This window comes from Luminiphilus sp. nBUS_07, from assembly GCF_051201685.1.
Lineage (GTDB): Bacteria > Pseudomonadota > Gammaproteobacteria > Pseudomonadales > Halieaceae > Luminiphilus.
This window is the reverse complement of record NZ_CP179213.1, coordinates 2625882-2645973: the sequence shown is the minus strand read 5'-3', so window position 1 is coordinate 2645973 and position 20092 is coordinate 2625882. Positions and strand designations below refer to the sequence as shown.

Here is a 20092-nt window from a genome sequence, read left to right as displayed (position 1 = left end):
TTGGAACGTGGTTTGTACATTGTACCGACGCCAATTGGTAATTTGGCCGATATCACCCAGCGCGCAGTTGCGACGTTAATGGGCGTTTCGCTGATTGCTGCGGAAGATACCCGTCACAGTCGGAAGCTTTTGGCTCACTATGAGATCGAGACAACGCTGTGCGCATATCATGATCATGTGTCTGAACAGGTGACCGAGCAGCTTTTGATGCGAATGGTAAGTGGCGAGGCGGTCGCGCTTATCAGTGACGCCGGGACGCCGTTGGTGTCTGACCCCGGGTTTCGATTGGTGCGTGCCGCACAGGATAAAAAGATCCCTGTCTTCCCGTTGCCTGGACCCTGTGCGGCGATCGCGGCGCTAAGTGGTGCCGGTTTGCCCACCGATCGATTTTTCTTTGAGGGCTTTTTACCATCAAAATCTCAGCAAAGGCGAAAGCGCTTAGAGTCCCTGCAGCATCAGACAGGAACCCTGATCTTTTATGAGGCGCCGCATCGCATCCGAGCGACGCTTGCCGATGCTGTAGAGATCATGGGACCAGAGCGCGAGGCTGTTTTAGCAAGAGAGCTCAGCAAGACCTTTGAGACTATTAAGCGTGATTCCTTAGCGGCACTGCTTAGTTGGGTCGAAGCGGATGCGAATCAGCAGCGCGGCGAGCAGGTTTTACTGATTGGCTCTGCGCCGGATCAGCTGGGTACAGAGCTGTCGGAGAGAGACCGGCAACTGCTGTTTCGCCTTGGCGACGAGTTACCTCCCCGTAAAGCGGCGTCCATCGTTGCGGATGTAAGCGGTGTAAAGGCTCGGGTTTTGTACGACCAGCTCATAAACCGTGAAAAAAAGTGACATTTCGAGCTTGAGTGCGGGCGGGCACGGCCTTATCTTGGAGGAGAGCTGATTAGACGATCGCTGTCACCTTGGGTGATGGAGGAAAGTCCGGGCTCCAGAGGTCAGAGTGCCAGGTAACACCTGGGGGGTGTGAGCCCACGGAAAGTGCAGCAGAAAGGAAACCGCCTAGCATTGCTGGGTAAGGGTGAAATGGTGCGGTAAGAGCGCACCGCGCGGCTGGCAACAGGCGTGGCGATGGTAAACCCCACTCGGAGCAAGACCAAATAGGGATCCATTAGCCGTGACCTCCGGCGGATTCGGGTAGGTCGCTACAGGCGAACGGTGACGTTCGTCGCAGATGAATGATCGTCCAAGACAGAACCCGGCTTATCGATCAGCTCAACCTATGCACCCCCACAAAGTGGGGGTGCTCCCTCTGCCAATTTTATGGTTATATATATTAGAATTTTAATAACTATATAGGCGTATTATTAAAGTTGTATCCACTAATTACGGCTAATCTGCTGTTTGAGCGTGTTTTTTAGGCGCCTGAAAATGCCTTGCATCAGGGCCTTTATCATCTAGGAAAGTTTCTCTAAGCGACTGAAATAGAAAGGAAATTTGCGGTCCGCAGCATTGACCTTTGCAAATCATGGGCTTATAGTGGGTAAAAGTGGGGCAAAGTGGATTTCACTGTGCTTAAGTGGGGAAAGCGGGTCAAGAGTGGGTTGAGCTGAATGTTTCGGGGCGTACAGCACATCAATATGGATACCAAGGGACGCTTGGCTGTGCCTGCACGTCAGCGCGAGAGTCTGTTGGACCAGTGTGCCGGCAGGGTTGTCATCACGATTGATACCCAGAGCCATTGCTTAACGCTTTACCCGTTGCCCGAATGGGAGCGAATTGAGGCAGAAATTCAGTCGCTTCCAGCCCTCAATCCCGCAGTTAAGCGTTTCCAGCGACTCATGCTGGGTTATGCGGCAGATATTGAACTCGATGGGAATGGGCGCGCACTGCTGCCTCAGTCTCTAAGGGATTATGCGCACCTAGAAAAAAAGATTGTTTTGGTTGGGCAGGGCAACAAGTTGGAGCTTTGGTCCGAGGATCGTTGGCTTGCAGAGCGCGATGCCGCTTTGTCTGTGGAGGCGGTTGAGGAGCTCCCCGCTGAATTGTTGTCGTTAAAGCTTTGATGGGTAGTACACATCAGGCTGTTTTGCTTGAAGAGGCAGTGGAGGCCTTGATGGCAGCTGAAACTGGAATGGGTGGTGAGGTCTTTGTCGACGGAACCTATGGTCGAGGAGGGCACTCCGCCGCAATTCTTGGTGAGCTTGCGGATGGTCAGCGTTTGGTTGCATTTGATAAAGACCCTGAAGCGATCGACAGCGCAATGTTAATGGCCAGCCAAAATCCCGCTTTCAGCTTTTTCCACGATAGCTTCGGCAATCTTGAGCGAGCGGGGTCGGGTTTGGCCGGCGTCCTTTTAGATCTGGGTGTATCCAGTCCGCAACTTGATGACGGCAGTCGAGGCTTCAGCTTTCAGCACCATGGTCCCTTGGATATGAGAATGGATAATTCTCGTGGCGAGACTGCCGCTGAGTTTGTTAATTCGGCGTCTGAGGCAGAGCTGCGCCGGGTACTTTGGGATTTTGGGGAAGAAAAGTTTGCCCGCCGAATCGTTGCTGCGCTGGTAAAGCGAAGGGCTGTGCAGCTCTTCGAAACCACCGAAGATCTAGCCGCGGTGGTAGCGGCGGCTAATCCGGCGTGGGAAAAGCACAAGCATCCTGCCACCCGCACGTTTCAGGCATTGCGGATTCACGTAAATCGCGAGTTGGATGATCTCGATATTCTGTTGGGCAAGGTCATTGACCTTCTGGCGGTTGGGGGGCGGCTAGTGGTTATTAGTTTCCACTCCCTTGAGGATCGGCGCGTTAAGACATTTATGCGGCGTGAGGCTCGCGGCAGGGAGCTGCCTCGAGGCGTGCCTATTCGAGATGATGAGCGTGGAGAGCGGTTGCGCCTGCTGGGTAAGCCGCAGCGCGCTGGTGATCAGGAGTTGGCGACAAACCCTCGAGCGCGCTCGGCAATTATGCGCGTAGCGGAGCGAATTGCATGATGTCCTTTCGATGGGCGACGCCGCTGCTAGTCGCTGCTGTGTTGGCGTCTTGTCTTGCGATTATTCATAGCACCCATGCGAGTCGGGCCTACTACGCTGACCTGCAGAGACTTGAGGGGACGCACTGGTATCTCCAAGAGGATTACAGCCGCCTCATGTTAGAGCGAAGCACGCTTGCGAGTCCCCATCGCATCGCCAAGCTGGCTCGTGATGAGTTGGTCATGAGAACCCCTGATCTCGCGACGCTACACACCATAGTTGAGGGGGTGCACTAATGGCTAGGAATGGGGTTGCACCCGCCCCCGGAACGCCTTGGCGGCTTGTTACTGTTGTTGGCTTGCTGCTGATTTTAGCCGCCGCGGTGGTGGGTCGTTTGGTGTTGATTCAGGTTGTTGACCAGGAGCATGGTGCCGCATTTCTGCGCGAGCAAGGGGCGATGCGTGCTGTTAGGTCCGCCGAAATTCCCGCTTATCGTGGCATGGTTACAGATCGTCGGGGTGAGCCCTTGGCGATCAGCACGCCGGTTATTACTTTATGGGCCGATCCCCTGCGACTCCGAGACTCGAGCCGGTTGGGGGTTTTAGCGGATGCCTTGGGGCAGTCTGAGGTGGAGCTGCAGCAGCGGCTTGATCTCTACTCTGATAAGCGTTTTATGTACCTCGCGCGTCATCAAACGCCCCAATTAGCACGACGTGTCCTCGCCTTGAAGGTCGCCGGCGTAGGGGGTAAGCGAGAATATCGACGTTTTTATCCTGCTGGAGAAGTGGCGTCACAGGTTATCGGTCTGACCAACGTCGACGGCAAAGGCATTGCTGGCCTCGAAAAAGCGTATGAGGATGTTTTGCATGGACGCGTCGGAAAAAAGCGTTACATCAAAGATCTGCATGGAGACGCCATTCGAGACGTTGGCGTTGTGCGGGAGGCTAGGCCGGGGCAGCCTGTTGCGCTGGCCATAGATTTACGCCTTCAGTATTTACAGCACCGCGAGCTGCAGCGAGCCATGGTTGAAACTGGCGCGGAGGCGGGTGCGGCAGTCACCTTAGATGCATGGACAGGTGAGATCTTGGCCATGACGAATCATCCGGTTTTCAATCCTAACAGCCGTGCTGCCTTTGATTATTCGGCGACCCGTAACCGCGTGGTTACCGATGCCTTTGAGCCGGGTTCAACGGTGAAGCCGCTGACATTGGTGGCGGCTCTGGAGACGGGTGCATTCACGCTAGATTCAATTATAGATACTTCACCCGGAAGGATTCGGGTCGGTCGCAAGGTGTTGCCTGACCCTTTAAATTACGGCGCGATTTCAGTCTCCCGGGTGATAGAGAAATCGAGTCAGGTTGGCGTGACAAAAATGGCGCAGGCTATCGGGCATGAGCCAGTTTTGTCGGTATATCGCAGATTTGGATTGGGTGAACCTTCTAGTATCGGATTTCCCGGAGAGCGTTCAGGGAGTTTGCCAAATCGGGAGCGCTGGAGTGAGATAGAGAAAGTGACCCTTGCCTTCGGGTACGGTCTTACTGCGACGCCGCTCCAACTGGCGCAAGCCTATGCCATTTTCGCGAACCAGGGTAAGCGAGTTCCGTTGACGCTCCTCAAGCGCAGCGATGGTGAGCAGGCGCCCAGCGATCGTGTTATCAGTAAGGAAATCGCCAATCAGGTGCTGACCGTACTGCACCGTGTGACGGGGAGTGAGGGGACGGCTCAAAAAGCACGAGTGCCTGGGTTCTCTGTCGGCGGGAAGACCGGCACAGTTCACAAGGTCGGTCCTAGTGGCTATTTGCACGATCAGTACTTGGCGCTTTTTGTGGGCGTGGCGCCTATGGATAATCCGCGTTACGTCACAGCAGTTGTTATTGATCGCCCTAAAGGTGACAGCTACGGCGGTGGTGCCGCGGCAGCACCTGTGTATTCACGCATCACCGACGGCGTGTTGCGACTGCGCAATCAGCGTCCTGAGGTCGAGGCAGAGATGCCGGCACAGCTCGCCGGTTTTGGTGGCGGTCAGTGAGCCGCTTGGTGAGCCACCAGCAAACGTTGGATCGTATTTTTGCGGCGGTGCCCAATATTGCTTGGCCAGATAGCGGCGGGCATATGACGCTCAACAGTCGCACCGTGAACGACCGTGATGTTTTTGTGGCCCTCCCGGGGGATCGGCAGGATGGTCGAAACTACATGGACCAAGCCCTAGCGCAAGGTGCAGCTTTGGTCTTGGCCGAGGCCGATGGTTTCGCAGCTCACGGGGGCGAAAATACCGATAGCCGTATTGTGAGGATCGCCAACCTCAGAGACCTGTTACCTGATCTGGCTAAAGACTTTTATGGGGATCCCAGTGCAACGATGGCGCTGGTTGCTGTTACTGGAACCAATGGGAAAACCTCAGTTGTCGAGTTTGTTGGTCAACTATTGAGATCAATGGGCGTGAAGGCTGGCTGTATGGGGACCTTGGGTGCTCGGTTGGACGCGACTCCCCTAGAGGCCATCAACACCACGCCAGACGTGCTCACCATCAATCATCAGCTGGCGGATTGGCGCACTCAGGGGGTGAAGCACGTCGCCTTAGAAGCGTCTTCCCATGCGTTGCATCAGGGGCGGTTAGCCTCGTTGTCGCTGCACACTGGGGTTTTCACGAACCTTACTCGGGACCACCTTGACTACCATGCGACTGAGGCAGAGTACGCCGCGGCTAAGCTGTCATTGTTTGAGAGGTTTGGTCTCCAGAGATCAATCTTTAATGCGGATGATCCCGTTGCAAGACAGGTGCTGGCAGTGGCGAAAACATCGGCAATTGGTATTAGTCTTGAGGGTGCGGAGGCTGAAGTACAGGTCGCTGTTCAATCGATGCGCCCTATGGTGCTCAGGATTGAAAGTCCTTGGGGTGTTGCTGAGATAAAAGTTGAGCTCAGTGGCCGTTTTAATGCATTCAATGTCGCGGCCGCTATTGTAGCCGTAGCGGGGATGGGCTTCGAGTTTCAGCAAGTGTGCTCAGCAGCTGAAAATTTGCTGCCGGTTCCTGGACGAATGGAGCGCATCTTAATGTCGGGCAATCGCCTGGCAGTTGTCGATTATGCGCATACCCCCGATGCCCTTGAGAGTGCGTTGCAGACTTTGCGCGATGAGACAAAGGGTCAACTTTGGGTGGTGTTCGGTTGCGGCGGTGATCGTGACCCCGGCAAGCGATCGTTGATGGGTAGATCCGCGGCTCGATGGGCGGACCATATTGTTGTTACGTCGGATAATCCCCGTAGCGAAGAGCCCGGGAAGATTATTTCGGACGTTATGACTGGGTGTGGCTCGCAGGCAGAGGTGGTGGTCGACCGTGCGGAAGCTATTCGTCACGCACTGGCCATGGCTGAGTCGGGAGATACTGTCTTAGTTGCTGGTAAGGGTCACGAGGAATATCAGGATATAGCCGGGGTTCGATTGCCCTTCTCGGATCAGCAGGTACTATCCGCGCTGCAGAGCGTAGAGGGGGTGCGACTGTGATTGCGCCGCTGTCAGTTGCTGACTTCGCCACCCAGTGTGGTGGAGAGCTGCATCACGCTATCGATCATTCATTGGAAGTTTCTGGTTTGGCCATTGACAGTCGGGAGGTTAAACCCGGGGACTTATTTGTGGCGCTACCGGGTAGTCAGGTCGATGGGCACGACTACGTGGCAGCGGCCTTTGAACGAGGGGCTGGCGCCGCGCTCGTGCAGCAAGCGGTGAGCAGTGATGTACCGCAAGTGCTTGTTCGCGATGCAGAGGCAGCGTTACTGACTTTTGGCACAATGAGTCGAGCGGCCTATGACGGAATTTTGGTGGGAATCACAGGAAGCGCCGGTAAAACAACCGCAAAAAATATGCTGGCTGAGATTTTTTCTCGAGCTGGCAGGGTCGTCGCGACGAAAGGCAATCAAAATAATGAGCTCGGCGTTCCTCTGACGCTGGCTGACTTAAGCGCAGACACAGAATATGCGGTTCTTGAGCTGGGTGCCGGGAAGCCTGGCGATATTGCGCGACTTTGTGAAATGACCCGTCCTACGGTTGCGGTTTTGCTTAATGTCGCTCCTGCACATCTCGCACATTTTGGCAGCTTGAGCGCTATCTCGAATACGAAAGCGGCGTTGCTTGATGATTTGCCCGAGGATGGCCTAGCAGTTGTTAATGGTGATGATCCTCATGTGCTCGATTGGCAGAAGCGGGCTGTACCTGCGCGATGTTTAACGTTCGGATTGGGGCGTGACGCCGATTACCAAGCTTGTGATCTCGTATTCCGGGGCTTTTCTGGCTCGACTTTCACGCTGCAAACACCTGAGCAGTCTTTCGAGGTCACCGTAAACGTGCCCGGCAGACAGGGTGTTTACAACGCGTTAGCTGCAGCAGCGGTAGCCGATGCTTTGGGCATCAGTGCCGTCACAATTTGCGATGGCCTAGGTGCAGTGCGACCTGCGCCAGGTCGGGGTTGTAGCAAAGCTATATCCAGCAATGTGTCGCTTATCGATGACACGTATAACGCCAACCCTTTGGCTGTCAAAGCGGCAATCGACGTCCTCGCATCTGAACCCGGACACCGCCGTTTGGTTCTAGGGGCAATGCTGGAGTTGGGTTCAGACGCAGAGAAGTTACACGCTGAGGTAGGCAGTTACGCAAAACAAGCCGGCATTGACGAGCTGTGGGTTGTCGGAAATGAGGCAGTACCCGCCGCAGCGGCGTTTGGTCATGCAGCTCGTTGTTTTACTGATTGCAGTGCACTTCTCGAATTTTCGCCAAAGCTTACAGGGGCCAACATAACCTTGGTCAAGGCATCCCGGGGAGCTCAGCTTGAGATCTTGGTCAATCAATGGCTAGCGGAGGGCGAGAGCACATGCTGACGTGGTTGATGGGTGAGCTAATCGCAATTGATGCCGGCTTTGCTGTCTTTCAATACATTACTTTGCGCGGCATTTTGTCTGCAGCAACGGCCTTGCTGATTTCGCTATGGGTTGGACCCTTGATGATCGCTCGACTCGAAGGCATGCAGATTGGTCAGTCTGTTCGTGATGATGGCCCCGAGAGTCACCTTGTCAAATCGGGTACGCCCACCATGGGAGGGGCGTTGATCATCGTGGCGATTGTCTCCGGAAGCCTTATCTGGGGGGATCTACACAGTCGCTATCTCTGGGTGGCCGTGCTGACAACTTTGGCCTTTGGCGCTATCGGCTGGGTTGATGACTATCGAAAAGTGGTCGAGAAAGATTCTCGGGGACTGCCGGCTCGTTGGAAATACTTTTGGCAGTCAGTTGTTGGGTTTGTCGCTGCAATAATTCTTTATGGCACAGCCATAAACCCAGAGGAAACGATGCTTTATGTGCCGTTTTTTAAGGACGTGGCATTGCCTCTGGGTCTGCTGTTTATTCCTTTTTCTTATCTGGTCATTGTGGGCTCGAGCAACGCTGTGAACCTCACTGATGGTCTCGATGGTCTGGCGATTTTACCGACAGTCATGGTGGCAACCGGACTGGGAACCATTGCCTATCTCTCGGGACATACTTTCTTTGCTGAGTATTTGAATATCGCTTATCTGCCGGGGGCTGGTGAGATGGTGATTTTCTGCGGTGCTATCGCGGGCGCGGGCCTCGGATTTTTATGGTTCAACACCTACCCGGCCATGGTTTTTATGGGTGATGTGGGCGCGCTTGCGTTGGGCGCGGCACTGGGTGTGGTCGCCGTTATTATTCGACATGAGATTGTCCTTTTCATTATGGGGGGCATTTTCGTCATGGAGACCCTCTCAGTCATCATTCAGGTGGCCTCCTTCAAAATCAGGGGGAAGCGGGTGTTTCGTATGGCTCCCATCCACCATCATTTTGAGCTCAAAGGATGGCCAGAACCCCGTGTAATCGTACGCTTCTGGATTATTACGGTGATGCTCGTTTTATTTGGTCTAGCGACCCTGAAGCTGCGATGAGGGCCTGCCAATGACAGCGCGTCTTATTGCATCGGAAGAGCGTCGAGCCGTGATGGGCCTGGGCGTAACGGGCCAATCGGTGGCGCGTTGGTGGCGTCGTCAGGGCAGCCCTTTTATGGCCTTGGATACTCGGTCTGAAATGGCTGATTCTTTGTCCGTCAGACAGGCAGTTGGCGCCGATGCGCCGCTGCATTTTGGGGATATCGACCGCTCCGTATTAGATGGTATTACCGAACTGATTGTTTCCCCCGGTATCCCCTTGGAGCACCCGTTGGTGCAATACGCGCTGGAAAATGGTGTTCGCGTCATGGGCGACATCGATTTATTTGTAGCGGCGAGCACGGTACCCGTCATTGGGATTACCGGATCTAACGGCAAATCCACGGTGACGGCACTGCTAGCCTCAATGATAAGTGCCTGTGGTCGGCAGGTAGCTGTCGGCGGCAATTTTGGGACTCCCGCCCTTGATTTGCTGGATCAAGCTGCGGATTTTTATGTGCTGGAGCTTTCGAGTTTTCAGCTCGAGCGTGCCAAGTCGTTAAATCTTGCAGTGGCGACCGTGCTCAACTTATCGGCTGACCACCTCGACCGTCATGGCAGTCTGCCTCGGTACCATCACGCAAAACATAAAATTTTTCAGGGCGCCCGTGCTGTGGTTGCCAACAGGGCGGATTCATTGACATTGCCCCTTCTGGAAGATGGTGCGCGTCAGATTCTTTGGCGGCCAAGCGAACCCGACCTTGAAGAGTTTGGAATTCGATCCCTAGACGGTTCAGCGCATGTTTGTCGGGGCTTCACGCCGTTGCTGCCAGTTACTGACCTGCAGCTTAAGGGCGGCCACAATCTCAATAATGTGTTGGCCGCTTTGGCGTTAGGTACTGCTCTTGAGTTGCCTCTAGATGGACTTATTAAGGGTTTGAAGCAGTTTTCAGGCCTGCCGCATCGCTGTGAATTGATCCTTGAGCACGCAGGTGTCAGTTGGATTAATGACAGTAAGGGAACCAACGTTGGCGCAGCCCGTGCAGCGCTATCTGGGTTAGGTGGGCAACAGAATGTCGTGCTCATTGCAGGGGGCGTTGGCAAGGGGCAGGATTTCACTGCGTTGTTGCCAGAGGTTCAAAATCATTGCCGGCGGGTTTTAACGCTTGGTGAATCAGCGCGTGAAATAGAGTTGGCTTTGGGAGCGCACACTCCGGTGCAGCGCATTGAGTCAATGGAAGATGCTGTTGCCAAGGCAGCAGCGATAGCGCAGTCGGGTGATGTGGTATTGCTGTCGCCGGCCTGCGCAAGCTTTGACCTATTCTCTGGATTTGAGGCGCGAGGTGAATCTTTTCGCAGGGCGGTGATGAACTGCGTGGAGCAGGCATCATGACGAGCCTATCTGCACATTTTGATAGCCGATTGGATCCGGTCTTGTCGGGTATCAGCGGCGCACTGGTTTTGGTGGGCTTGGTGGCGATAGCCTCAGCTTCGGTGGGTTATGGAGAGTGGCACTTCAATAACCCCTGGCATCACACTATCAGGCATTCAGTTTACTTAACGCTCGCCGTTTGCTTGGGCGGCGTTGCTTATCGTGTCCCTGTTGAGGTGTGGCAAAAAACCTCTGGGCTCTGGCTGTTGCTTGCCCTCGCTCTGCTAATGCTTGTTTTAGTGCCCGGAGTGGGCCGAAATGTAAACGGGAGTCAGCGGTGGCTGCCATTGGGCCCTCTTACCCTACAGCCCTCTGAGGTCGCCAAATTCGCCTTGGTTATTTATATGTCGAGCTTTTTGGTGCGGCATGCAGAGGCGGTGCAGCAGCATTGGCAAGGACTAGCTAAGCCGGTTGCTATTTTGGGTGTCACGGGATTGCTACTGCTGATGGAGCCAGATTTCGGGGCTACCGTTATTTGCGCGGGCACTGTGTTTGGGATGTTGTTCTTAGCGGGCGCTCGCCTGTCTTACGTATTTTTGCTGGTTGGCACGGCCATTGCGGCGCTGGCGGTGATGGTTGTGAGTGCCCCCTATCGTTTGCAGCGATTAACTGCCTACACCGACCCCTGGCAGGATCCTTTTGGTTCAGGTTTTCAGCTTATTCAATCTTTGATCGCCTATGGCCGAGGTGAGTGGTGGGGCGTTGGGCTGGGCAACAGCATACAAAAATTGTTTTACCTACCAGAAGCTCATACCGATTTCGTTTTTTCAATCTGGGCTGAAGAAACAGGCTTTTTTGGGGCTCTACTGGTTATTGGCCTGTACGGCACTCTTATTGGAAGAATACTTTGGGTGGGTCGTCGGGTGGAACGCGAGGGCGACCTTTTCCCGGCTTACATTTGTTACGGCGTAGCGCTGATTTTCTCTGGGCAAGCTTTCGTCAACATGGGTGTGAGCTCGGGTCTGTTACCCACTAAGGGATTGACGCTGCCTTTCATTAGCTATGGTGGCTCAAGCTTGATGATGAGCTGCATTATGTTGGCGGTGGTGTTGCGTGTTGAGCGTAGCTCACGTGCTTACGAGGAGGGACAGATATGACCTGTGCTCCGCGTATATTGGTTATGGCTGGTGGTACGGGTGGGCATGTCTTTCCGGCATTGGCAGTAGCACAGGTCTTAGAGGCTCGCGGGTGGCTGGTTGATTGGGTCGGCACCACAAGAGGGTTAGAGAGTCGAGTGGTTCCTGCTCACGGCTTCACCTTGCACACGTTGCCGGTACAGGGTCTAAGAGGAAAGGGCGTGTTATTCCGAGTCAAATCGGTCTTACGTTTGTTGGCTTCCTTTATCCAGTCTCTAAGTTTGGTACTCAAAATAAAGCCGCAGGCTGTTCTGGGTTTCGGAGGCTATGCTTCCGGCCCTGCGGGGGTGGCGGCTTTCCTTTTACGCCGTCCATTGGTTCTTCACGAGCAAAATGCGGTAGCCGGTACGACCAATCGCTGGCTTGCGCCCGTGGCAAAACGGGTTTTATTGGGTCTCCCAGGCGCTTTTGGAGTCGGTGCTGGGTACCGTTTGATCGGTAACCCAGTGCGCTCCGATATATCAGCACAGCTCGATCTGAAGGAAGACATTCCCAATAGGTTTTGCGCTGAGCGCCCCCTTCGGCTCCTTGTTATCGGTGGAAGTTTAGGCAGTGCGCCATTAAATGCCGGAGTGCCTGATGCGCTAGCCAAACTCACTGAGTTCGATTTGGCGCAATTACAAATTCGGCATCAGTGCGGTGATCAGCATGTTGAGGCGACGCAGAAGCAGTACGGGGTAGGTATCAACGGCTCAATCGAGGTCACCGCTTTTATCGACGATATGGCAGCCGCGTACCGGTGGGCCGATTTGGTGGTTTGTCGATCAGGCGCGTTAACGGTCAGTGAGCTGATGGCGACCGGCACGGCCAGCATTTTAGTGCCTCTGCCTTATGCCATTGATGATCATCAGACCCAAAATGCGAAGATTCTCAGCGACTCTGGGGCGGGGTGTCTGCTCCCTCAGGATGCCAGTTTGGCGTCAAATCTCAGCGCGTTGCTGCGGGAATTAATGGCAACACCTCAGCGCTTAAAAACGATGAGAGAAAACGCGAGCGGACTCGCAATGCCAAACGCTGCGGTGGCGGTTGCGGACATCATAAAGGAGGTCTCTCTTGCCCATTGACACCTCCAAAGCAATGACCCAGCAAATGGGCGGTATTCAGCACATTTTTATGCTGGGTGTTGGTGGCTCTGGCATGAGTGGCATTGCCGAGGTGTTAGCCCAACTGGGTTACCAAGTATCGGGCTCCGATGTTGAAGACAGCTCGGTAGTGGCTCGTCTGCGTAAAATAGGTATCGAGGTGCATATCGGGCATGACGCCAAAAATATCGAAGGCGCAGATGTTTTGGTGACGTCAAGCGCTGTGCCTGCCGATACCCCCGAATTAATTGCAGCCCGAGCCGCAAGAATTCCCGTCGTCCCTCGTGCTGAAATGTTGGCCGAACTCATGCGCTACCGTCAGGGGATAGCCGTGGCGGGGACGCATGGCAAAACAACAACGACCAGCCTGTTGGCATCGGTATTTGGTGAGGCGGGAGAAGATCCGACTTTTGTCATTGGAGGTTTGCTCAATAACGCAGGAAGTAATGCGCGCTTGGGTGCCGGCCAATACTTGATTGTCGAGGCTGACGAAAGTGATGCATCCTTTTTGCACCTGCTGCCCATGGTCAGCGTCGTGACGAACGTCGAAGCCGATCACATGGATCACTATGGGGGCGATATTGGTAACTACGAGCAGGCATTTCTCGATTTCTTACACAACTTGCCTTTCTATGGCTTGGCCATTCTCTGCCTAGATGATCCCGGTGTGCAAAGGCTACTGCCGCAGATTACTCGGCGGGTAGTCACCTATGGTCGGCATAGCGAGGCAGATTATTGTGTGTCAGCCGTCGCAGTCAGCGGCTTGCAGACACGCTTTTTGCTCAACAGGCCGCGGGGTCGATCGTCACTCAGTATTAATCTCAATATGCCGGGAGAGCACAATGCGTTGAACGCTGCCGCCGCTGCCGTCGTCGCTACCGAGCTCGGTTTGCCCGACGACGCTATTGAGAATGGTCTGTCACAGTTTTCTGGAGTGGGACGTCGGTTCAGCCCGCTTGGTGAGGTGGTGTGGAGTGGGGGCGTTGCGCAAATGATTGATGACTATGGTCATCATCCCTCCGAGGTGCGCGCTACGCTCAATGCAGCCCGGGCTGCATTTCCCGAACGACGCATTGTCATGGTTTTTCAACCTCATCGGTTTTCGAGAACTCGTGATTTCTACGAAGATTTTGTCGCCGTGTTATCAGACTGTGATTTGTTGATTTTGCTTGATGTCTATTCTGCGGGTGAGGATCAAATTCCTGGTGCCGACGCTCGCTCTTTAGCACGCAGCATTCGCCAGCGGGGCGCCGTTGATCCGATATTTGCGCCGGATATTCACAGCGTGCCTGCAGTTTTATGTGATGTGTTAGAGCAGGACGACCTTTTGCTGACGCAGGGGGCAGGGAATATTGGTCAACTCGCTAGGCGAGTGGCTGAGGCCGACTGTCTTGAGGTGTTGTTATGACCTCGGCTTTGCTGTCAGGCGTTCGATTCGCTGTTCTTATGGGCGGCACCGCTGCTGAACGGGAAATTTCCTTGCAAAGTGGTGAAAATGTGGCCTTGGCCCTTGAGGCTTCCGATTGCTCAGTGGCTCGTATTGACCCCGCGGTGCCGCAGTGGACCCAGCAACTGTCTGATATCGATTTTGTGTTCAATTTACTACACGGTCCCGGCGGAGAAGATGGCGTTGTTCAGGGGCTGTTTGAGTCCATGAAATTGCCTTACAGCGGTTCTGGTGTGCTGGGCTCTGCGCTCACTATGGACAAGGTTCGCACGAAAGAACTGTGGCTTGGGATGGGACTGCCTACTCCTGAATTTAGCTTGCTGACGGCAGATACAGATTGGTCTGGGCTGATAAACCAAGGTGGTACGTTCTTTGTGAAGCCGGCCCTTGAAGGGTCCTCTATTGGTATGAGTAAGGCGAGTACCCCTGATCAGCTGAAGGCGGCTTGGGAGCGGGCAAGGGTTTACGGGGGCGCAATCATTGCAGAGCAATTTGTAGCGGGCGCCGAATACACCGTAACGATATTGGGAGATCGAGCACTGCCGGCGATACGCATTGAGCCGGCATCAGAGTTTTATGATTTTGATGCGAAGTATCTCTCTGATGCCACGGGGTTTTTCTGCCCATCGGGGTTGTCCGTCGGCGAGGAAGCAGAGCTGGGGGAGCTTGCCCTGAGGGCATTCTCGGCGGTAGACGCAGCCGTGTGGGGCCGAGTCGACATCATGCGAGATGCCTCCGGCAGCTGGCAGTTGTTAGAGGTCAACACTATTCCGGGAATGACCAGTCATAGCTTGGTCCCGATGGCAGCTAAAGCAGTCTCAATGACGCTGATCGATCTTGTGGCTGAGATCTATCGACTTAGTTTGGAGGTGCGCCATGCCTCGTAAACATGTGCGACAAGCCGTCCGTAATAAAACGGGTGTAGACAGTGTGAGCTGGCAACAGCGTGTGCAGAGGTTGTTATTAAAAGTTGCCGTGGCCTGCGGATGTCTGGCTGCACTGTTTGGCACTTTCGTCATGGGATCACACCTCATAGATTTGCGTGTCGAGCAGCTGGTTTTGGGAGGCGCCGTTGAGCACGTCGCTGTGACCGAGTTGGAGGCTCAACTTGCGCCCACTCTGCAGGCAAGCTTCTTAACCCTTGACCTAGACGATGTCCGAGAGCAGTTAGAGCGCATGCCCTGGGTCTACCGGGCCGGGGTGCGAAGACGCTGGCCGAATACCGTCGTCATTGAAATTGAAGAGCAGCGACCTATTGCGCGCTGGGGTTTGGACGGCTTCCTCAACCACGAGGGCGAATATTTTCCCGGTGCTTTTGCCGATCGCTGGTCAGAACTTGCTCGCCTTGAGGGGCCTGCTGGCTCTGAGCGCAACATGACTCGGCGCTACCAGAGCCTTGAAGCCTTGTTAGAGCCGACTGGCTTGCAGGTTGTGGCCTTGCATGAGGACTCTTTGGGGCAAGTCGGCGCCGAGCTTCACAACGGCGTATTGCTGCAGCTAGGTGCAGATAATCATCGAGAACGCATTGGACGGTTTGTCACGCTATGGCGGGAGCAGCTCACAGAGCAGCCTGTTATGCGGGTAGATATGCGCTACGAACACGGTGCCGCAGTGGCTTTACTGCCGACATCGCAATGGGCCTTGGGAGATGTTCCGGCGGCTAACTGGCAGGAGACACCATGATGGTTAATACACCTGAAAAACGCATGATCGTTGGGTTGGATATTGGAACCTCAAAAGTTGTCGCTGTCGTTGGGGAAGTCGATGGCGAGGGCACTATTGAGGTTGTGGGCATTGGCTCACACCCATCTAGGGGTATGAAAAAGGGTGTGGTGGTAGATATCGAGTCGACCGTCAATGCCATTCAACGGGCCGTTGAGGAGGCCGAGCTCATGGCGGGCTGCCAGATTCACTCGGTTTATGTAGGGATTGCAGGAAGTCACATCCGCTCGATGAACTCCCACGGGATTGTCGCGATACGCGAGGGCGAGGTTGTCCCGGCTGATGTGGAGCGGGTTCTCGATGCGGCTCAAGCGGTAGCAATACCTGCCGACCAAAAGGTGCTGCATGTGTTGCCGCAGGAGTACGTCATAGACAATCAGGGCGGTATTAAAGAACCCTTGGGAATGTCTGGCGTTCGACTGGAGGCCAAGGTTCATCTTGTTACCTGCGCCGTGAATGCGGCTCAGAATATTGAGAAGTGCATCCACCGCTGCGGGCTTGAAGTGGACGGCATCATCTTGGAGCAGCTGGCTTCCAGTTTTTCGGTCGTCACCGGCGATGAGCGTGATTTGGGGGTCTGCCTCGTTGATATAGGTGGCGGAACTTCTGACATTGCCATTTTCACCGATGGCGCGATTCGTCATACCGGTGTTATTCCCATAGCGGGTGATCAGGTCACCAGCGACATTGCGATGGCTCTGCGAACCCCCACTCAGCACGCCGAAGAGATCAAGATTCGCTACGCCTGCGCCCTTGCGCAATTGGCGGGTGCGGAGGAGACGATCAAAGTGCCAAGCGTGGGTGATCGTCCACCTCGTGATTTGTCTCGTCAGTCTCTAGCGGAGGTGGTTGAGCCGCGGTATGACGAACTGTTCACGCTCATCTTGGCGGAAATCCGTCGCTCGGGCTTTGAAGAATTGATACCGGCGGGTGTTTTGTTGACCGGTGGAACGTCAAAAATGGAAGGGGCGGTAGAGCTGGCGGAAGAGATCTTTCACATGCCTGTGCGACTGGGGGCACCCCAGCACGCGAAAGGTCTTAACGACATTATTAAAAATCCAATTTATGCCACAGCAGTGGGTCTGCTGATTTACGGCGCTCGAGACGATGAGTCTTCGGGCTTGGCGGCTGGCGGTCAATTTGCCGGCGGTTTGATTACACGAGTACGTGACTGGTTTGGAAGGCACTTCTGAGAGTTTTCGGAATGCCTGACAAGGGGAGCGCCCGGGGAACACTGGGCTTTGTAAAAAAGGGGAGAATGCCATGTTTGAATTAGTCGATAACGCACCGCAAAGCGCTGTCATAAAGGTGGTCGGTGTTGGTGGCGGTGGCGGTAACGCGGTCCGACACATGATCGAAAATAATGTAGATGGTGTGGATTTTATCTGCGCCAATACGGATGCTCAGGCTTTATCTGATATCGCCGCGAAAACCGTTCTGCAATTGGGGACCGGTATTACCAAAGGTCTAGGAGCTGGGGCGAACCCGGATATTGGTCGGGCCGCCGCGATGGAGGATCGTGATCGGATAGCAGACGCACTTCACGGTGCAGACATGGTGTTCGTGACCGCGGGTATGGGCGGCGGTACCGGTACGGGTGGAGCGCCGATTGTGGCTGAAGTAGCCCGAGAAATGGGCATATTGACGGTTGCAGTGGTAACACGCCCGTTCTCGTTCGAGGGTAAATCACGACTCAAGATTGCCGAATCAGGACTTGGGGAACTTGAGCAGCACTGTGACAGTCTAATCACGATACCTAACGAAAAATTGCTGGAAGTGTTGGGCAAAAATACCAGTCTCTTGGATGCCTTCAGAGAGGCCAATGATGTACTTTTGGGGGCTGTGCAGGGTATCGCTGAGCTGATTATCCGCCCAGGCATGATAAATGTGGATTTTGCCGATGTCCGCACAGTGATGTCCGAAATGGGTGCTGCCATGATGGGCACCGGGTCTGCGTCGGGAGAAAACCGGGCACGTGAGGCCGCAGAGCGGGCCATCAACAGCCCGTTGCTTGACGATATTGATGTGAGTGGTGCCAAGGGTGTCTTGGTCAATATCACAGCTGGAATGGATCTGTCGTTGGGTGAGTTTGCCGAAGTTGGCGACACGATCGAAGAATATGCGTCGGAAGATGCAACGGTAGTGGTAGGTACGGTGATAGACCCGGATCTAGCCGATACCTTAAAGGTGACAGTGGTAGCAACGGGTTTGGGTGGTGCCGAAGCACGAGCGCCACTAGCAGTTGTAGACCGAAAGCCCGTAGAGACAATGGGTGTCACTTCGCCAAATTATGGCGAGACATATGATCTGCCACCTGGCAAGCGAGCACGTGTTGCGCAGTCGGGAGGGGCACAGCAGGCGGTAGCGCCTGCAGAGAGCGGTGCAGAGGAGTATTTCGATATTCCAGCGTTTCTGCGTCGTCAGGCGGACTAAGCCCTATGGGTGGTCCGCCCAGTTAACGCAGAGGGTGCGACCATGATTAGACAGAGAACGTTGCGAAATCCAATCAAGGCGACGGGTGTTGGTTTACACACGGGTGAAAAGGTCTTTTTGACGCTTAGCCCCGCACCTATCGACAACGGTATTGTATTTCGGAGAACCGACCTCTCCCCGGTGCAGGAAATCCCCGCCTGCGCTAAAAATGTCGGCGACACAACGCTCTCTACCAGTCTAGGGCTGGGTGATGCTCGAGTTTCTACCGTTGAACACCTGCTGTCAGCTATGGCGGGTTTGGGCATCGACAACGCGTTTGTCGATGTCACTGCTCCAGAAGTTCCCATTATGGACGGAAGCGCGGGCCCATTCGTGTTTTTGCTTCAGTCAGCCGGCATTGAGGAGCAGGCGGCCGCCAAGAAATTTATCCGAATCAAGCGTCCCGTCACCGTACGAGATGGTGATAAACAGGCGAGCCTGGTGCCCTTTGACGGGTTCAAAGTGGCATTTTCAATAGATTTTGACCATCCGGTTTTCAACGACCGCTCAGCATTCGCAGAGATTGACTTCTCTACCACGTCCTTCGTGAGGGAAGTCAGCAGGGCGCGAACCTTCGGATTTATGCATGAGATTGAATACCTGCGAGCTCAAGGGCTGGCCCGCGGAGGCAGCGTTGATAACGCTATCGTCGTTGACGAGTTTCGTATTTTGAACCAAGACGGGCTGCGTTACGAAGATGAGTTTGTCAAACATAAGGTGCTCGATGCTATTGGCGACCTGTATCTTCTCGGGCACAGCTTGATTGGAGAGTTTCGCGCGCACAAATCTGGGCATGCGCTCAATAATGCCGTGCTGCGAGAACTATTAGCACAGGAAGATGCCTGGGAGATGGTGACCTTTGAGGACGCTGAAAAGGCACCGATATCCTACGGTCCTGCCCCGGCTTTAGTCACTGCCTAGGTTTTTATCGAAGGCATTTGCACTGTATTGACCCAATTTGCTGGCTTTCCCGCAGCGGCGCTGCGTGGCATAGTAGCGGCCCCTTTACTTTGAGCCCCTGATTTGAAACTGATCTTCGTCCAAAAGACCGCCGCATCGCGAACGCTGGAGCTTGGTCGTTGGTCGTGGGCGGCTTTGTCTGTCATCTGTATTGGCCTACCTCTTGGGTTGATGGCCATGGGTTATGAGCTGGGGCAGCGCCAGGGCACCTCAAGCGCTCATGAGGCAAGACTTTCTGACGCAGAAATGACCGCGAGTCGAAGGGCTAGCGAATTGGCACAGCTGTCTGCTGATGCCCGCCGGAAGCTCGAGGCAATGACTCGCAGATTGGCGGAGCTGCAGGTGAGAATCACGAGGCTAGACGCCCTGGGAACCCACCTTACCGCCTTAGCCGGTTTAGATGGAGGGGAGTTTAATTTCACCGTCGAGCCAGCTCTGGGCGGACCGCTACTACCAGTGCAAGCAGAACCGCAAGGTGCGTTGCCGGGCCCTCTTGAGGGATCTTTCGATCTAATGTCAGCGACACTGAGTGATCGGGAAGTTCAACTTGAGATATTGGCTGGACTCCTTTTTGATGCTGAGGCGCAAACCGAGGCGATCCCCGCCGGCCGTCCTGTTCTAGCGGGCTGGCTGTCTTCTCGTTACGGTAGCCGCACTGACCCTTTCACGGGAAAGCGCGCTTGGCATCAGGGTATTGATTTCGCGGGCTCGGAAGGCGATGAAATCATTGCCGTTGCAAGCGGGGTGGTGAGCTGGAGTGGTGAGCGCACCGGTTACGGCACGCTCGTCGAAATATCCCACGGTGACGGGCTGGTAACACGTTATGGCCACAACCGGGAAAATCACGTTGAGGTCGGCGACCTCGTGCGTCAAGGTGACGTTATCGCCCTTATGGGAAATTCTGGGCGATCAACCGGGCCCCATGTACACTTTGAGATCTTTAAGCACGGTAGGGCGGTTGATCCGTCTAGCTACGTGCGTCGCACCTTGCGTTAAGCCTA

The 20092-nt window shown here is 54.7% G+C and carries 18 protein-coding genes and 1 other RNA gene; all 19 read left to right on the top strand.

Annotation, left to right across the window (positions count from 1 at the left end):
• The 19 genes from rsmI to ACMAZB_RS11695 all read left to right on the top strand — a co-directional run bounded on the left by rsmI (position 1) and on the right by ACMAZB_RS11695 (position 20087).
• Positions 1–840 carry a 16S rRNA (cytidine(1402)-2'-O)-methyltransferase gene (rsmI, locus tag ACMAZB_RS11785; protein WP_435217406.1) on the top strand — a complete coding sequence of 280 codons (840 nt, stop codon included), beginning with the start codon at positions 1–3 and terminating at the stop codon, positions 838–840.
• Between the two features lie 44 nt (positions 841–884).
• An RNA gene (gene rnpB, locus ACMAZB_RS11780) (RNase P RNA component class A) lies at positions 885–1228 on the top strand.
• 331 nt (positions 1229–1559) lie between these two features.
• Complete coding sequence (gene mraZ / locus ACMAZB_RS11775) at positions 1560–2012, top strand: division/cell wall cluster transcriptional repressor MraZ (RefSeq protein ID WP_435217405.1); 453 nt, start codon at positions 1560–1562, stop codon at positions 2010–2012.
• Positions 2009–2935, top strand: coding sequence for a 16S rRNA (cytosine(1402)-N(4))-methyltransferase RsmH (gene rsmH / locus ACMAZB_RS11770; RefSeq protein ID WP_435217403.1), 927 nt, complete (start codon positions 2009–2011; stop codon positions 2933–2935). Before mraZ ends, rsmH begins: the two co-directional genes overlap by 4 nt.
• A complete protein-coding gene (ftsL, locus tag ACMAZB_RS11765) occupies positions 2932–3210 on the top strand; it encodes a cell division protein FtsL (RefSeq protein WP_435217402.1) in 279 nt (92 codons plus the stop codon). The genes rsmH and ftsL overlap by 4 nt, the downstream gene beginning before the upstream one ends.
• The gene (locus ACMAZB_RS11760; RefSeq protein WP_435217400.1) at positions 3210–4943 is read left to right on the top strand and encodes a peptidoglycan D,D-transpeptidase FtsI family protein; all 1734 of its coding nucleotides are present in this window, start codon (positions 3210–3212) and stop codon (positions 4941–4943) included. The genes ftsL and ACMAZB_RS11760 overlap by 1 nt, the downstream gene beginning before the upstream one ends.
• An 8-nt stretch (positions 4944–4951) precedes the next feature.
• The gene (locus ACMAZB_RS11755) at positions 4952–6418 is read left to right on the top strand and encodes a UDP-N-acetylmuramoyl-L-alanyl-D-glutamate--2,6-diaminopimelate ligase (RefSeq protein WP_435217398.1); all 1467 of its coding nucleotides are present in this window, start codon (positions 4952–4954) and stop codon (positions 6416–6418) included.
• Positions 6415–7785 carry a UDP-N-acetylmuramoyl-tripeptide--D-alanyl-D-alanine ligase gene (locus tag ACMAZB_RS11750; protein WP_435217396.1) on the top strand — a complete coding sequence of 457 codons (1371 nt, stop codon included), beginning with the start codon at positions 6415–6417 and terminating at the stop codon, positions 7783–7785. The genes ACMAZB_RS11755 and ACMAZB_RS11750 overlap by 4 nt, the downstream gene beginning before the upstream one ends.
• The gene (mraY, locus tag ACMAZB_RS11745; RefSeq protein WP_435217395.1) at positions 7779–8861 is read left to right on the top strand and encodes a phospho-N-acetylmuramoyl-pentapeptide-transferase; all 1083 of its coding nucleotides are present in this window, start codon (positions 7779–7781) and stop codon (positions 8859–8861) included. The genes ACMAZB_RS11750 and mraY overlap by 7 nt, the downstream gene beginning before the upstream one ends.
• A gap of 10 nt (positions 8862–8871) precedes the next feature.
• Positions 8872–10233 carry a UDP-N-acetylmuramoyl-L-alanine--D-glutamate ligase gene (gene murD / locus ACMAZB_RS11740; protein WP_435217393.1) on the top strand — a complete coding sequence of 454 codons (1362 nt, stop codon included), beginning with the start codon at positions 8872–8874 and terminating at the stop codon, positions 10231–10233.
• Positions 10230–11369, top strand: a complete 1140-nt coding sequence (ftsW, locus tag ACMAZB_RS11735) for a putative lipid II flippase FtsW (protein ID WP_435217391.1) — start codon at positions 10230–10232, stop codon at positions 11367–11369. Before murD ends, ftsW begins: the two co-directional genes overlap by 4 nt.
• Positions 11366–12472: an undecaprenyldiphospho-muramoylpentapeptide beta-N-acetylglucosaminyltransferase gene (murG, locus tag ACMAZB_RS11730; RefSeq protein ID WP_435217390.1), complete on the top strand. Its 1107-nt coding sequence runs from the start codon at positions 11366–11368 to the stop codon at positions 12470–12472. The genes ftsW and murG overlap by 4 nt, the downstream gene beginning before the upstream one ends.
• Positions 12473–12485: 13 nt before the next feature.
• Positions 12486–13898: a UDP-N-acetylmuramate--L-alanine ligase gene (murC, locus tag ACMAZB_RS11725; RefSeq protein WP_435220081.1), complete on the top strand. Its 1413-nt coding sequence runs from the start codon at positions 12486–12488 to the stop codon at positions 13896–13898.
• Positions 13895–14824: a D-alanine--D-alanine ligase gene (locus ACMAZB_RS11720; RefSeq protein WP_435217388.1), complete on the top strand. Its 930-nt coding sequence runs from the start codon at positions 13895–13897 to the stop codon at positions 14822–14824. Before murC ends, ACMAZB_RS11720 begins: the two co-directional genes overlap by 4 nt.
• A complete protein-coding gene (locus ACMAZB_RS11715; protein ID WP_435217386.1) occupies positions 14814–15620 on the top strand; it encodes a cell division protein FtsQ/DivIB in 807 nt (268 codons plus the stop codon). The genes ACMAZB_RS11720 and ACMAZB_RS11715 overlap by 11 nt, the downstream gene beginning before the upstream one ends.
• The gene (gene ftsA, locus ACMAZB_RS11710; protein WP_435220080.1) at positions 15620–16852 is read left to right on the top strand and encodes a cell division protein FtsA; all 1233 of its coding nucleotides are present in this window, start codon (positions 15620–15622) and stop codon (positions 16850–16852) included. Before ACMAZB_RS11715 ends, ftsA begins: the two co-directional genes overlap by 1 nt.
• Before the next feature lie 70 nt (positions 16853–16922).
• Positions 16923–18092 (top strand): cell division protein FtsZ, encoded by a 1170-nt coding sequence (gene ftsZ, locus ACMAZB_RS11705; protein WP_435212062.1) that lies wholly within the window; start codon positions 16923–16925, stop codon positions 18090–18092.
• A 42-nt stretch (positions 18093–18134) separates the two neighbouring features.
• Entirely contained in the window at positions 18135–19052 is a 918-nt protein-coding gene (gene lpxC, locus ACMAZB_RS11700) for a UDP-3-O-acyl-N-acetylglucosamine deacetylase (protein ID WP_435217384.1), read from the top strand.
• A gap of 102 nt (positions 19053–19154) precedes the next feature.
• Complete coding sequence (locus ACMAZB_RS11695; RefSeq protein WP_435217382.1) at positions 19155–20087, top strand: M23 family metallopeptidase; 933 nt, start codon at positions 19155–19157, stop codon at positions 20085–20087.
• Positions 20088–20092: the final 5 nt, after the last annotated feature.

Excerpts from the sequence above, each read along its gene's own strand:
- murD (WP_435217393.1), top strand. The coding sequence starts at position 8,872 with ATGACAGCGCGTCTTATTGCATCGGAAGAGCGTCGAGCCGTGATGGGC.
- ACMAZB_RS11715 (WP_435217386.1), top strand. The coding sequence starts at position 14,814 with ATGCCTCGTAAACATGTGCGACAAGCCGTCCGTAATAAAACGGGTGTA.
- lpxC (WP_435217384.1), top strand. The coding sequence starts at position 18,135 with ATGATTAGACAGAGAACGTTGCGAAATCCAATCAAGGCGACGGGTGTT.
- ftsZ (WP_435212062.1), top strand. The coding sequence starts at position 16,923 with ATGTTTGAATTAGTCGATAACGCACCGCAAAGCGCTGTCATAAAGGTG.
- ACMAZB_RS11720 (WP_435217388.1), top strand. The coding sequence starts at position 13,895 with ATGACCTCGGCTTTGCTGTCAGGCGTTCGATTCGCTGTTCTTATGGGC.
- murC (WP_435220081.1), top strand. The coding sequence starts at position 12,486 with ATGACCCAGCAAATGGGCGGTATTCAGCACATTTTTATGCTGGGTGTT.
- ftsL (WP_435217402.1), top strand. The coding sequence starts at position 2,932 with ATGATGTCCTTTCGATGGGCGACGCCGCTGCTAGTCGCTGCTGTGTTG.
- murG (WP_435217390.1), top strand. The coding sequence starts at position 11,366 with ATGACCTGTGCTCCGCGTATATTGGTTATGGCTGGTGGTACGGGTGGG.
- ftsW (WP_435217391.1), top strand. The coding sequence starts at position 10,230 with ATGACGAGCCTATCTGCACATTTTGATAGCCGATTGGATCCGGTCTTG.
- ACMAZB_RS11760 (WP_435217400.1), top strand. The coding sequence starts at position 3,210 with ATGGCTAGGAATGGGGTTGCACCCGCCCCCGGAACGCCTTGGCGGCTT.
- mraZ (WP_435217405.1), top strand. The coding sequence starts at position 1,560 with ATGTTTCGGGGCGTACAGCACATCAATATGGATACCAAGGGACGCTTG.
- mraY (WP_435217395.1), top strand. The coding sequence starts at position 7,779 with ATGCTGACGTGGTTGATGGGTGAGCTAATCGCAATTGATGCCGGCTTT.
- ftsA (WP_435220080.1), top strand. The coding sequence starts at position 15,620 with ATGGTTAATACACCTGAAAAACGCATGATCGTTGGGTTGGATATTGGA.